Source organism: Vibrio sp. V15_P4S5T153 (assembly GCF_963874485.1).
GTDB lineage: Bacteria > Pseudomonadota > Gammaproteobacteria > Enterobacterales > Vibrionaceae > Vibrio > Vibrio anguillarum.
Map to the genome: position 1 here is coordinate 1,555,692 of NZ_CAWNHR010000011.1, position 14,518 is coordinate 1,570,209.

The 14,518-nt window shown below is 47.6% G+C and carries 9 protein-coding genes; 2 read left to right on the forward strand and 7 right to left on the reverse strand.

The window, feature by feature from the left end; translation table 11 throughout:
- Positions 1-3 precede the first annotated feature (3 nt).
- The 4 genes from csdE to AACT42_RS09095 all read right to left on the reverse strand — a co-directional run bounded on the left by csdE (position 4) and on the right by AACT42_RS09095 (position 2,981).
- Positions 4-435, reverse strand: coding sequence for a cysteine desulfurase sulfur acceptor subunit CsdE (gene csdE / locus AACT42_RS09080; protein WP_094132505.1), 432 nt, complete (start codon positions 433-435; stop codon positions 4-6).
- 5 nt (positions 436-440) lie between these two features.
- On the reverse strand, positions 441-1,250 hold the full coding sequence (tcdA, locus tag AACT42_RS09085) for a tRNA cyclic N6-threonylcarbamoyladenosine(37) synthase TcdA (protein ID WP_094132507.1): 810 nt from the start codon (positions 1,248-1,250) through the stop codon (positions 441-443).
- Between the two features lie 90 nt (positions 1,251-1,340).
- Positions 1,341-2,444 (reverse strand): murein transglycosylase A, encoded by a 1,104-nt coding sequence (gene mltA / locus AACT42_RS09090; RefSeq protein ID WP_094132509.1) that lies wholly within the window; start codon positions 2,442-2,444, stop codon positions 1,341-1,343.
- Between the two features lie 69 nt (positions 2,445-2,513).
- The gene (locus tag AACT42_RS09095) at positions 2,514-2,981 is read right to left on the reverse strand and encodes a DUF2850 domain-containing protein (RefSeq protein ID WP_013856155.1); all 468 of its coding nucleotides are present in this window, start codon (positions 2,979-2,981) and stop codon (positions 2,514-2,516) included.
- 151 nt (positions 2,982-3,132) lie between these two features.
- Between AACT42_RS09095 and argA the strand changes: the two genes are divergently transcribed.
- On the forward strand, positions 3,133-4,470 hold the full coding sequence (gene argA, locus AACT42_RS09100; protein WP_026027647.1) for an amino-acid N-acetyltransferase: 1,338 nt from the start codon (positions 3,133-3,135) through the stop codon (positions 4,468-4,470).
- 257 nt (positions 4,471-4,727) lie between these two features.
- Entirely contained in the window at positions 4,728-4,907 is a 180-nt protein-coding gene (locus AACT42_RS09105) for a hypothetical protein (protein ID WP_013856153.1), read from the forward strand.
- A gap of 114 nt (positions 4,908-5,021) precedes the next feature.
- Here the strand turns inward: AACT42_RS09105 and recD are convergent, their stop codons facing one another.
- The 3 genes from recD to recC form a co-directional block, all read right to left on the reverse strand.
- Entirely contained in the window at positions 5,022-7,148 is a 2,127-nt protein-coding gene (gene recD / locus AACT42_RS09110) for an exodeoxyribonuclease V subunit alpha (protein WP_094132512.1), read from the reverse strand.
- The gene (gene recB, locus AACT42_RS09115) at positions 7,145-10,762 is read right to left on the reverse strand and encodes an exodeoxyribonuclease V subunit beta (protein WP_094132514.1); all 3,618 of its coding nucleotides are present in this window, start codon (positions 10,760-10,762) and stop codon (positions 7,145-7,147) included. The genes recD and recB overlap by 4 nt, the downstream gene beginning before the upstream one ends.
- 273 nt (positions 10,763-11,035) lie before the next feature.
- Positions 11,036-14,479 carry an exodeoxyribonuclease V subunit gamma gene (recC, locus tag AACT42_RS09120; RefSeq protein WP_094132516.1) on the reverse strand — a complete coding sequence of 1,148 codons (3,444 nt, stop codon included), beginning with the start codon at positions 14,477-14,479 and terminating at the stop codon, positions 11,036-11,038.
- Positions 14,480-14,518 lie beyond the last annotated feature (39 nt).

The window sequence follows — 14,518 nt, forward strand, 5'->3', positions numbered from 1 at the left end:
TGCTCAGCTTGGATCGATATTTTTTATCTTATCGACAATGGCTTTAAGGCCATTACCACGAGAAGGACTTAAATGAGCAATCAAGCCTATTTTTTCAAAATAAGCATCCACATCAAACGCTTGAATTTGTGCGTAGGTCTTGCCGTTGTACGCAGCAAGGACTAAAGCAATTAAACCACGCACAATCCGCGCATCCGAATCGGCACAGAAAGAGCATATTCCTTGGTACTCCTGCCCCACTAACCATACTTGACTCTCGCAGCCTGCAACACTGACTTGCTGCGATTTCAAAGCATCAGGCATCGCGGGCAATAATTTCCCCCACAAGATAACTTGTCGGTAGCGATCTTCCCAACCAGTAAAATTTTGCATGGTCGCCACAATGTCATCGGCGCCAATCTCACGACCAAAGGGGGAGGCAGGAAAAGGAGTCATTAACGTTACACCTTATGTTTCTGAATTAACTTTTCAACAATGCGCGCTACGGCAACAAAACCAAAAGTTGCGGTAACAACCGTCGCAGCGCCAAATCCGCTGGCGCAATCCATCCGCTTTGGCCCTTCTGCGGTTGATTTCACCGCGCACACACTGCCATCGGCTTGCGGATATTTGAGCTGCTCTGTCGAGAACACGCAATCGATACCAAACTTACGCGCAGGGTTTACAGGGAAATTATGGCGATGACGAAGCGTATCTTTGAGTTTTTTTGCCAATGGGTCTTGAATCGTTTTGGTTAAATCCGCGACCTTGATTTGAGTTGGGTCAACTTGACCACCCGCACCACCAACGGTAATCACTTTAATTTTATTGCTACGGCAATAAGCCAGTAGTGAAGCTTTCGCTTTCAAACTGTCTATCGCATCGAGCACGTAATCGAACGTTTGACTCAAATAGCGGTGCTGGTTATCTGGCGTGATAAAGTCATCAATTAAGTGCACCACACACTCAGGGTTGATGAGCTTGACCCGCTCGGCCATCACTTCAATCTTACTTTGCCCAATCGTACCGCTCATCGCATGGATTTGACGGTTGATGTTGGTGACGCACACATCGTCCATATCAATCAGCGTTAACTCGCCAATGCCGGTGCGCGCCAATGCTTCGACTGCCCACGAGCCAACGCCACCGATACCAATCACACACACATGCGCAGCACGCAGTATTTCAACCTCACGATTTCCATAAAGGCGACGAGTGCCTCCGAAGCGTTGGTTGTAGCTATCTGAAGCGGGGGTATCGAGTTCACGCATAATTAAAAGTCCGATTGAAAGCGATAGAAAAATAAAGAGTGCGATTTATACGCACTCTTTATTTAAAAGTCTAGGTCGAAACCTGTGTCACTATTGTAGCTTTTCAGGCGGCAATGCCCAAGGCGCTTGTGTGGCTGAGTTTTCTAACCCCAGCTTCCAAACGCGACCAAAATGTTTGTAATGCCCAGCTTCCGTTCCGGCGCGCTCGCCCATGCCATGGTACAGATCGAGGTGGTTATCTTTTACCGCGCCGCCCGTATCTAGCACAATCAACATTCGCAACTGATGAGCGCCACTCCATGTACCATCGGCGTTAAGCAGCGGCACTTCTGCTAAAATAGGTGTGCCCATTGGAAAGATGGAACGATCTCCGGCCACCGAGGCCATCGGCAGGAGTGGAATACCGGCAGAGCCAGTGACAGGGGCTGCCGCTTTGGGCGCAAAAAAGACATAGGAAGGATTTTGCTCTAGCAGCTCTCTCACCGTCGGTTCATCATTGGCTAGCACCCATTCCTTGATCGCTTTGAGTGACATTTTCTCTCGTGTCACTTCACCTCGTTCAATCAAGACTTTGCCAATACTGATGTAGGCTTTGTTATTCTTACCCGCGTAAGCGAAGTACTCAAGCGTATCGTCATCTTCAAAATGCACAAAACCACTGCCTTGCACCTCCATAATGAAAGGGTCAATCAGGTTCGCCGCATAACCTAACTCAAGCCCTTTTTCAGCTAACGCACCATCATAAATTTGCGCACGCGTTGGGCAATCGGCCGAACATTCAGGCAAACCAAATACGGGATATTTGAATATTTCATCCGGTTGATGGCGAAGCTCCATTACCGGAGAAAAATAGCCAGTGAAAAGCACATTACCTTTTTTATCGCCACCACCAAGCTGCGCCGCTTGTATTCCAAAATTCGCCAAATCTTGTGGATCACCACTTTGCAAAATCCATTCACTGATCTGTTGATACAAAGGTTGATAAATCGCTGCCATCGACGCCGAGCGAGTCACCACTTGTTCGCTCTGTTTGGGAAATTGCGTAAAGTCACGTGGCGTATTGGACTGCACCGTGTCTACTCTGTTGAGCGCTTTAGAGAAATCACCATCCAAATATTGCTGAGCACGGTCGGTCGGTTGCGCACAACCAAACAGCAGCAGTACTGCCGCAAGAGGGAAAATTTGCTTAATCACAGAAGTTATCCGTTATTTGAGTTGCTAAAAGCATGACAAACTCGCGCCTAAACCGCAATCAGCGAATTGTTAACGGAGGTTTTTTTGGTATTTTCCTGACAATCGGAAGGTTGGATTGTAGTGCGACGACGACATTTGTGTCATTTCGGTATTGTTATCATCACGCATTTTGTAACGATAGCTCGTATCACCAATCTGGTATTCTAAAAAATGACCATCAAACTCAAATGAAGTGGTGAGTACTCGGCCGCTACTGATCACGCCTGCTTTCCCCAATTCAATTCGTTTGGCTGAATAAGGGGCAACATACTGCTCAACCCAAACCCCATACACCTCATCCTTTGGCGAAAAATAGTTTTCCAACCGAGTAAAGAGATCACCGTATAGCGACGCTACGGAAAGCAAGCCAATCATCACAACCAGCATCAAGCCTCGTTCAATGTACTTACGTCTTCGCAAGTTTGTGAACTGAGGCGTAGCCGTAAGGCCTACGTTTTTTGTCATTTTCATGCGACTTAACTCGTTGGTTTTGGCCATATTTCGCCTTTATTGGCAAGCAGTCTAACGTGTCCTAAATCAGAGATAAAATCGGCGATTGAATAATTGCACCAAACTCAAAAAACCACTTGCCGACACGTGAATAAAAAGTCATTATTTGAACATATTTAAACACCAAGGTACTCTCAGAGTGAAAATTCGCAGTACAGCTCTCGTTAAAGGATTTAGACAATCTGCTCCCTATGTTAACGCTCACCGTGGTAAAACCATGGTGATCATGCTCGGCGGTGAAGCGATTGCCGATAAAAATTTCGCTAATATCATCAGCGATCTCGCACTGCTGCATAGCCTTGGTGTCAAAATTGTTTTGGTGCACGGTGCTCGCCCACAAATCAATCAAATTCTGGCGACACATCATTGCTCCACTCCTTATCACAAAGGCATTCGGGTCACTGATGAGGAAGCGCTCAGCTTAGTCATGCAAGCCGCGGGGCAGCTCCAACTCGCTATCACAGCACGCCTTTCAATGAGCTTAAATAACACGCCAATGGCAGGAACTCAGCTCAATATCGTTAGTGGTAATTTTGTTATCTCTCAACCATTAGGTATAGATGATGGTGTCGATTATTGCCACAGTGGCCGCATTCGCCGTATTGATATTGAAGGCATCAACCGTATGCTTGACCAAGGTTCGATCGTGCTACTGGGGCCTATTGCGAGTTCCGTCACTGGCGAATGTTTTAATTTGCTCTCTGAAGAAGTAGCCACACAAGTCGCAATACGCCTAAAAGCAGATAAGCTGATCGGTTTTTGCTCAGAGCAAGGCATTATCGATGAGCAAGGCAACGCAATTGCTGAACTGTTCCCATCTGATGTTGAACGGATAATGCAGCGTATTGAAGCAGATACCGACCAAGTTCAGGATAATAGCTCAGGTACCTCACGCTTTCTGCGAGCCGCCGTTTCAGCGTGCCGCGCAGGTGTGCCACGTAGTCACTTAGTCAGTTACAAACAAGATGGTGCTTTGATCCAAGAGTTGTTCTCTTTTGACGGGATCGGTACTCAGATTGTCATGGCAAGTGCCGAACAAGTCCGTCAGGCACAGATCGATGATATCGGCGGAATTTTCGATTTAATCCGCCCGTTAGAAGAACAAGGAATATTAGTACGGCGTTCACGTGAGCAGTTAGAGCAAGAGATCCACAAATTCACGATTATTGATAAAGATGGCTTATTGATTGGTTGCGCCGCACTTTACCCTTACCCAGAAGAGGGCATGGCAGAAATGGCGTGTGTCGCTATTCACCAGGAGTATCGGGACGGCAACCGCGGTTTATTGTTACTCAATCACATGAAGCAACAAGCAAAATCGATGCGTTTAGATCGCCTCTTTGTTTTGACAACGCACAGTTTGCATTGGTTTAGAGAACAAGGTTTTTATGAAGTCGGTGTGGAATCGTTACCGATAACTAAACAGAGTTTGTACAACTATCAACGCCGTTCAAAAATTTTAGTACTGACGCTCTAACGTCAGGATATTGTATTTATTCGTTAAGTTATGGTGAATAGTTTATCTTTGTTCAAGTGCAAACGTTTTCATTATTTTGTATACAAAATAAGCGCTTTATTTAACTTAATATTATGTGTAGAATCCGCCGACATCATTAATGATGTACATTTAATGAACAACACAGGAACTTGGCTTTATACCGATTGGTCAGATACCAGTAGGTCGGCTTGCACGGATTGCTTTTACTACGACACGTACTTAAGAGCAAAAATTCTATGAAAACTGTTATTTGTAACTCACTTCAAAGCTTTTGGGATATGGCTGATAACCAATTCCTTGAAGGCCAACATGTGCATTGCGTATTTCCCGTTAACGACAAGCTACGAGTCTTTATACTCAGCTCGCAAGATCGTTATAAAATCAGAAACATCTCTTTTACTCATGCTTTCGCATAGCAGCACACCAAATCATTAATTGAGCTTCCCCTAAACAACGGAATGAATTCAACATACCATGTAAACTTCAAACTGTGTGGGGACTGCTCAAACTCGTTTATTCCAGTTGCTGATTTACGCTAGTCTCTTGTCTAATCTCGTAACTAAGCCGCTGGCTCGCTGCGTTTTTATCTTGAGCCCTCGTTTCATCGTTCCCATGTCAGCAAAAAGCATCAACTGCTTCTTGGCGCGCGTAATGCCAGTATAGATAAGCTCTCTGGTCAATATCGGGCTAAAATCAGGCGGTAAAATCATCAGTGTTAGATCAAACTCACTGCCTTGTGATTTATGGATGGTCATCGCATAGGCTGTTTCGTGCTCTGGTACGCGGCTTGGTAAAATAGCTTTCACGCTGCCATCTGGCAGCTCAAAATACACTTTCAAACGCGGTTCTTGCTCGCTCGTATCAAGCATGCATATGCCGATATCACCATTATACAAACCCAGCCCATGATCGTTACGCGCCACCATCACGGGTCGGCCGTGATACCAAATCTCATCTTGAGTATTGATCAACTTACGTGCGACCAGCGCACGTTCAATACGTTGATTCAAACCACTTACCCCAAAATCCCCTTCACGAATAGCGCAAAGCAAACGGCATTGATTAAAGCAATCCAATACGGCTTTGGCTTTTTGGGCTTGAGTTTCCGCAGTATAAGCACCAGAACTCTCGATGCGCGTGAGATAACGGCCATACTCCTTAACTAAGGTTTTCAGCATTAGGTTATAGCTTTCACTGCTGAGTGAGTGGTGCGTAATATCAGCATAATTACGTTTTAACACCTCATCCACCATAGCCACTTGCCCAGCATTGATCGCTTTTGCTAATTGACCGATGCCTGATCGGACATCAAAGCGGTAGCTTTTTTGCAGCATGCATAAACTGTCTGAAATCGGGGTTGCGTTAGGGTGTGAATGAGTAATCAAGGTTTGATAACCCGTTAACTTGGCTAAGTGTTCGCTGTGCGCTCGGCTGTAGCCTAAGATCAAAAATGAACAAATGTCCCCCAGCACAGCGCCCGCTTCGACTGACGCAAGTTGGTCTTTATCACCCAGTAAAATCAAGCGCGCGTGTTTGGGTAATGCCTCGATTAACTTGACCATCATCGGTAAATCGACCATCGATGCTTCATCAACCACCAATATATCCAAATGCAGCGGGTTACGCTGATGGTGACGAAACTCAACACTGTTAGGTATGACGCCCAATAAACGGTGAAGAGTGCTCGACTCGGTGGGAATCGCCGCTTTCAACGCCGGCTCAACCGCCAGTTCAGCCACCGCTTTACCGATCGATTCCGTTAAACGTGCCGCAGCTTTACCCGTTGGTGCGACCAATTTAATGGTGGGCGTCTCACCTTGCTGTTGGGCTTGGGTAATCAAAGCGGCTAGTAATTTGGTAACCGTGGTGGTTTTCCCGGTTCCAGGCCCACCAGAAATAACGGCAAAGCGGCGTGTCAGTGCCACTGCCGCTGCGACTTTTTGCCAGTTGATGCAAACGCTTTGCGGGATCAGCGTCTCTAATGCTTCGAGTTCTTTCACCGTACGTGCTTGGCTAATGACTTGATCAATCTCATTCCAATTAAGTTCATCGGCGTTGACCACATCCAGAAAATCACACACTTGTTGCTGGCGTGCTGATGCATTGGCTGTCTCTGGCAATTGGCGAAGCGCATGGAGCAGAAAGTGGTATTGACGCGCAAACAGTGTATCGAGCAGCAATTTTAGCTTTTGGACATCAGTAGGCTTTAGGCTCATGGGTGTCCCAAAGCTGATTAAACGCTGTGCTAAGGTAACTTCATAATGCCAGTAACGGTGTAGATATAAACGTTGCCCATCAAACATTAAAGGCACCGCTTCCCCTTGTTGTCCGACTAAGTCTGAACGGTTGAGTAGCCAAGGCCAATCAATCGCCAATAGGTGCTGATTGACCGCCAATGCAGCCTCACCAAACAAGCCTAACTTAGCTGCGAGGTCGACACCCTGCGCCGTTGAAGCGTCCACTAAAGGTAAGCAGATATGCCCCTTGGCCAATTCAGCACTGACCACCGCGGCAATAAACCCGAGCGCTTGGCTATGTTCAGCGCCAAGTTGCTGCTGGCTTTTTTGTTCGATAAAACGCGCGAATTGGTAATCCAACTGACGCATAGCGCCTTTTTCCGCTAACTGCTTAAGCGTTGTCATTAGCGTACTGCTCATAAATCTAACTCCATTTGCCCTGCATCGGTCGTGCGAGTATCTACGGTTTCTCCATCAATCAATCTGTCCATCTCATCAAGCAGTTCAAAACTCGGTTTGGTTGAGAAAATCCCATGCTCAGACTCGCCATCCATGCCGCGTAAAAAGAGATAATAGACTCCGCCAAAATGGTGATGGTAGTCATAGTTTTCTAGACGACTGCGTAAGAATCGATGCAGCGCTAATGCGTAGAGTTGATATTGTAAATCATAGCGATGCTCTGCCATCGCCGCTTTCAAACGATCGCCATGATAGGCGCTCACATCATCCCCCAAATGATTCGATTTCCAGTCCAGCACGTAATACTTTCCTTGATGCTCAAACAGCAAATCAATAAAGCCCTTCAGCATGCCCTGCACAGTGTAAAAACCAAGATCTCCGGCTTTGGCCGACAGTGGATCATGGCGTTGAATGACACGGTTCAATGCAGGAGCGCTCAGTACTTCTATCGGTAATAGAAATTCCATTTCAACCAAACGCTGAGTGGAGGTTTTTTGGTTCAAACGCAACGTTTTGCCATCTAAAGGTGTCTGTAACACGGTATCGACCAGCGTTTGTAATACTGGTAACCATTCAATATCGATTTGTTCTCGCACCAGTAAATCCAGTATCACTTTTTGGTTAGCATCGCTGCTCGCAGGCTCAGTAAACTCGACCTCCTCAAAGAGAGAATGCAAAAAAGTACCGGGCGTTGCACCGCGTGGAAAAGTAAAAATGGAACGTTCTGGCTCAACCAGTAAAGCTTCCGCTTGCTCATCAGCAGAGTCGATATCAAAGCCTGAGACTTCTAAACTCGCGTCGTGGCTAGCGTGTTTCACACCTTGTTTTACCAACCCAGAATAGCTGGTCATTCGCCAAAAACGGTCAATCTGCGCTTGCAGTGTTTTGGCACTCAATACCGGCGTCTCGACGCTCAGCGCTTTAAACGGCTCTGGCTGCTCGGCTGGTGGCTCAGAAACACGAATGTATTGATTGGATTGAGCGTGCAACGCAGCGTTAAGATCGGCAATGCCTGCGGCTTGACCATTTTGCAGCAGATAGCCAATGGCACTTAAATGCACACCGGTTGGCTCTTTGGTGGAGCGGCCATTACGCAGCGGCGCAATGCCGATAAAACAGCCATACACAGCACGAGTCAGCGCTACATAAATCAAGCGCAGATCTTCCGCAAGCCGCTCTTTATCTGCTTGCTTGAGAGAAGCTTCACTGGCGGTAATATCCAGCACCGTTTCCTCATTCACGGCATCATGATATTTGCCTTCACTTGCCTCGCGATAGCTGGCCACAAACGGCAGAAACACTAAGTCGTATTCCAAACCTTTCGATTTGTGAATGGTGACGATCTGCACCAAGTTGCGTTCGGATTCCAAACGTTGAATTTGATCATCACGGCTCCCTAGGCCATGCTCGGCGTCACTGATGGCTTGTGCTAGCCAACGCAGCAAACCGTGATCGCTATCAATCTCTTGTCGCGCTTGCTGTAGTAGCTCACCGATGTGCATAAAATCGGTCAGTGAGCGCTCACCTTGCGGCTCTTCCAACCAACGTTCAGCGACGTGACGTTTGCTCATCACACTGCGCAACATAGGAAGCACGCCGCGCTCAAGCCACAATTGGCGATACTGTTTAAATTCGTTAACCGCGCTTTCCCATACCGATTCGTCGTTGTTTAAATCATCCAAGCTGGCAGCATCTAAAGAGAAAAGTGGTGAGGCCAAACAAGCCCGCAAGGCGCGATCATGTTCAGGAGTCAGTACCGCTTGCAATAGACGCTGTACATCTTGTGCTACCTCGCTGCTAAAAACACTATCGCGGTTCGAGAGATAAACACTGGCAATGCCTTGCGTGGCGAGCGCCTCTTTCACCATACGACCTTCATTACCCGTCCGCACTAAGACCGCGATGTCACCGGCTTGCACGCTCTTTTGCCCTTTAGCAGTATCAAAGTACGCTTGTTGATGCTGCGCGGCGCTCAAAATTGTCTGAATTTGGCTGGCGCACGCTTTGGCCATGCATTGCAGGTATTCGCCTTTTGGCAACGGGCTGTCTTGCGCTTCTTGCAGCCAATAGGTGAGCGCAGGTTGTACGGTTCCGTTAAGCCACCATTGACGCTGCTGCGCATTTGGGCTGGCTTCAACGGGTAAAAAGGGAATGTCTTGGTCGTAGATAAAAGCACTATCAGGCGTACTAAAAATCTGATTGACGGCATTGACCATATTCGCGCTAGAACGCCAGTTGGTCCCCAAGGTGTAGTGTGCGCTCACCTGTTTACGCGCTTTGATGTAGGTAAAAATGTCTGCACCACGAAACGCGTAAATCGCTTGTTTGGGGTCGCCAATCATAAACAAACCGCATTCAGCCTTAGGCAGATAAATACGGCTAAAAATACTGTATTGCAGTGGATCGGTATCTTGGAATTCATCGATCATCGCAACGGGGTAAAGGCTGCGAATCCGCTCAGTCAGTATGCCCAGCTCATCATTATCTATCGCGGCAGAAAGCTGAGTGAGCAAATCATCAAACGATAACCACTGCTTTTGTGCTTTCGCTTTGGCAAGCATGGCTCGGCAATAAGTAATAGCGTGCGCCAGCAGCGGCGCTTCTAAGCTGATGGGTTGTTGCAAAAAGAGCTCAATGGTCGTGAACAGCGCATGTTGCGGGGGTTGACCTTTTTTCGACTTAGCCTCCAACGCGCTTTGTGCAAACTCTTGTAATTCGCACGGTAGGTTCAATTCATGCTGCGGGTTGCTTGCCCACAACGCTAACCCTTCTAGCCGTTTCAGCAACGCTTTCTTGGTTGCTGCATGCAAATCTGAAGCTTCAATGCATGGCGGTAAATCATCGCATGAATCAAGCCACTGCTTTTTTAGCGACTCTATGCGTGACAAGCACGATTGATAAAGCGCGCTTAAATCTCCACTCATCGCTTCAACAGAGAGCGTTAGCGCCGAGCCAGTTAAATAGCCACTGATTTTTTCAAGCAGCGCCGCTGGTGATGACCATAAACGGCGCACTTCCGCAGCAAGCTGAATCGACAACGGATAGAACTGACGACGCCAATAATCCGCGACCACTTGCGCTTTTAGATGGCTTTCATCGGTCACAAATTCGTTATTAAAACGGCTGCCCGATTCAAACGCATTTTGGGTGAGCATACGCTGGCAAAAGCCGTGAATGGTATAGACTGCCGCTTCATCCATCTGCCGTTCCGCTTGCAGTAATATTTGCGCCGCTTGCTTGTGATGACTGGTTTGCTCAAGTAGCGGTTTGATAACAGGGTCATCACTGAAACCGCGCGAAAAAGCAATACGCGCCTCATGAATGCGCCGCCGAATACGGTCACGAAGCTCTGCAGTGGCAGCTTCAGTAAAAGTAACCACTAGAATTTGATCGACCGTCAGTGGCACTTGATGACGTGACTTTGCATCACCATGCCCAAGTAACAGGCGCAAATACAAACCAGCAATGGTGAAGGTTTTACCTGTGCCCGCCGACGCTTCGATAAGCCTTGCACCGTGCAGCGGGAACGTAAGGGTATTTAATGGTGTTGTGACCGTAGCCGGGGTCATACTCATAAACAGTTAGCCTTTGAATACGCAAGCGAATGTGATCGCGCTTGAATAATGGTATGAATAATCAAAATAAGTTTATAAATTAAGACGTTGTGAGATCTTTCTCACGGTTCGCCAAACGGGCAGCCTTTACTATCCGCGCCACGTGTTTCGTAAATCTCACGATGATGCGAACCAACCAAATCATGGTCCCTCTGACCTGTGGCCGTACAGAAAACGCCCTACACAATAATGATTGACTGGCGGCCACTCTACTTTCCAAGCAGTTATCCATCGCTAAACATCCTGCGCCACTTGAACCCACAATCGTGGCCCTTGCATCACCAACGTGGCCAATAAACGCACCTGCTCAGCTAAGGCTTCATTCCACTGCGGCCAAATACGCGCGATGTAAACATTGCTTCCTTCACCGTGGCTCATGTAACTTTCATTAAAGGTATCGGCCATTTTCTTGAGCGATTTATCGCGATCATCAACCCATTGACCACGGCTGAAGCCAGCTTCCACACAGGCTAACGCGGTTTTTGGAAAGTAAGCGAGCGGCGCTGTCATACCTTGATAAAACAAACCCACCAGTTCTGCGAGCAACGCTTTGGCTTGTTCGGTATCGGGCATGGGCGGATAAATAAAATGCTGCACACCTTCTTTACGATCGTAGCCCATCAAATGAGTAGGTTGACTTTCGCCCATCGCCGCTAGTGAGAGGTGATCAATCCACGCGGCTAAATAATCCTGCGCGCGAATCGAACCACTGCGGTAGCGCACTAAACCGGATTGATAGCGCTTAGTCAGCCACCCCGTCAGTTGTACGTTTTTGCCTTCACCAAACAATTCAAATTTTAGATCGATCTCTTGGTCATCAAGTGGCGAATGGCATAAGAAAGCGATTCTTTGCGCCAATTCTTGTGCTTGCACGCGATTAGTTTCAAATTCCAAGGCTCCAAAAGCACCAATCGGTAACTTTCCTTGCGCGCGCCGCTGGTCAATGAATCTCTCAAGGGCATGCGGTGAATTGGGTTGCTCAAGCAGCAACTCTAGCAGTTCATCACGTAACTGGTAGCTCTCCAAGCCATTTAAGGCAAAGGGTTCATCATCTTCCATTACCGGTAACGGAGGCTCGAACGTCACTTTAAGGCGACGGTTAAAGAAATATTGCACAGGCAAACGCCAAAACCGTTGCAGCTCAACCAGATCTAAACTGACAGGAAAGCTCGCCCCTTGTAAATAATCGCTCAGGGCGAGATTAAACTCACCACTGGCTCGCCCCTGCCGACTCGCGGCAGGGAGCCACTCTTTGGCATAGCTACCAGCTTTACTCAAAAAAGCATTAGGGCTAAAAGGCACCATGGCGTGAGTGGTCGTTAAAGCACAGGCTAAATTTTTGGCCGATTGATCGCTGCCAAGCGCTTCATCCCCGACCAAACAGTAATTTTGTTGGCAATACTCTAAAAGCTCAGAGACCAACACCGAAGGAACGCGTTCGGTATTATCTTGAATTGAGCGTCCGACGTAGCTGATGTACAAGGTTTGCTGCGCCGAGAGCATCGCTTCTAAGAACAAATAGCGGTCATCGTCACGCCGCGAGCGATCGCCAGCGCGGGTGCGACCGTTCATCAAATCAAACCCTTCGGCTGGCATAGTGCGCGGGTAAACGCCATCGTTCATTCCTAGTAAACAAACGGTTTTAAAAGGGATGGAACGCATTGGCATTAAAGTACAGAAATTGACTTGTCCCGCTAGAAAACGCTGGCTGATGCGCGTACCTGACAATTTGTTTTGCAAATATTGAGTAATAATACTTGGCGCAAGTGCTTGCTCATAACCGGCCTCGGCCAGTTGATCTTTTAACTGCGACAAGGTGTCGCGAATCGACTTGAGTGCGAGCTCCCCTTCCAACTCAACCTTGAAAAAAGCGCCAAGCATCTCACCGAGCAAACGACGCCACTCGTCCACGCTTTGGGTTTGCGCTAACTGCTCGCGGTAATGGCTCACTTGCTGAATAAAGTGCGCTAATTTACCAGCCAATTCAGCGTTCATGCCTTGCACTTCATTATAAGGCGCGAGCGTCACTTCGCCTTGCGTAAATAAACCCGCTGAGGCAGGCATGGCATAACCAAGTAACATGCGCTCAATCCCGAATTGCCAAGTATTTTGCTCGGTCTGCGGCAACTCAAATTGTTGCGCGGTGCTAGCATTAAGCCCCCAGCGAATGCCTGACTCTTCTACCCACAATTTGGCTTGCGCAAAGTCTTGCTCATTAAGCTCAAATTTTGCCATCATCGCAGGAGTTTCAAGCAGCTCTAATAACTCTGATGCTAGGCAGCGAGAATCGGGTAAATGCACTAATTGCATAAATACCGCTAAGATCGGGCTCTCTTGATCTGCCGTACGGTCTGAAATGGAGTAAGGAATAAAGCGCTCACCCGGCGCGTTACCAAATACCGCCGCAATGGCTGGGCTGTAAGCATTGATGTCCGCCACCATCACAATAATATCGCGCGGTTTCAGTTCAGGGTCAGCATCAAACATTGCCAGCAATTGATCGTGCAACACTTCCACTTCTCGCATCGGGCTATGGCAAGCATGAAGAGTGAGCGATGGATCATCCAAAGCAATCACTTGTTTGTGGTCGCTACTGTCCAGTTGACTATCATCTCGATGCTCTTGCAAATGTAAAATGTCGGCCTGCAACTGATGCAATAAGTTATCGCGTGGCAGATCAATAAAAAATTCGTGCTCTTCATTTTCCGTTTGGGAGAGTAAAAAAAGATTATCGCGCCCAAGTTTTCCCATCGAGGCTAATAACTCATTGCCAACCGCAGCTTCGGTATGCAATTCATCCACGAGGTTAGCTTCAATGTCACCTTTAAGCGGCGAGCGTTGCCCTTCAAACTGAATCTCATCACCTTGTAAGGCGAACGTTTTACGTTGCTGACTGTGCAGTCTGGCGAGCGTTTTTCTATCTCGAAGATCGCCCCAATAATGCTGACAAGGGTTGGTAAACATCAAGTGAACATCAATCTGCTCGCCCAACGCTTTGAGTGCATCCATATAACGAGGCGGCAGTGACGAAATACCGAAAATAAACAAACGTTTAGGCAGTTTGGTTAAATCAACCGAGCCACGCGCAAGCTGATCAATAAAGCTTTGATAGAGATTGGCACGATGGTAGTGCGACTGGCCTTGATCTAGCGTGTATTGATATAAGGCTTGCCATAATATCGGCTGCCATGGGTGCTCATCACCAATCTCGCTCACGTCATCGCCCGACTCCCACTTGGCAATCCAGTCGGGGCGGTAGACTAAATAACCATCAAAAATATCGGCAATTTTCTCGGCCAACTGATAGAGCTTGGAATGGTCATCATCCTGTTCAAGATAACGCTGCAAAGGGGCAAAGGGGTCGAGCGTGAGCAAGGTTGGCAACAGATGCATCAGTTTCCACGTCATCGCTTCTTTGTTAAAAGCGCTGCGCTTAGGTACATCAGGTAGCACTTTAGTGAACATGTCCCAGATAAAGGTCGCCGGTAGAGGAAACTCAAGGTTCGCCGCCACACCGAGCTCTTTCGCTAAGGCCATTTTGAGCCATTGCGACATCCCCGGGCTTTGCACCAAGATCTGCTCTTTCTCAAAGGGGTTGGCTAACGGTGCACTTTTGATCAAATGCACGAGTAGGATCTTTAAGGTATCGACTTTATTGGAATGGTAGACAGTAAACAAAATGCACTCACGCTTTTCTTGTCACAATAAGGACTGAGA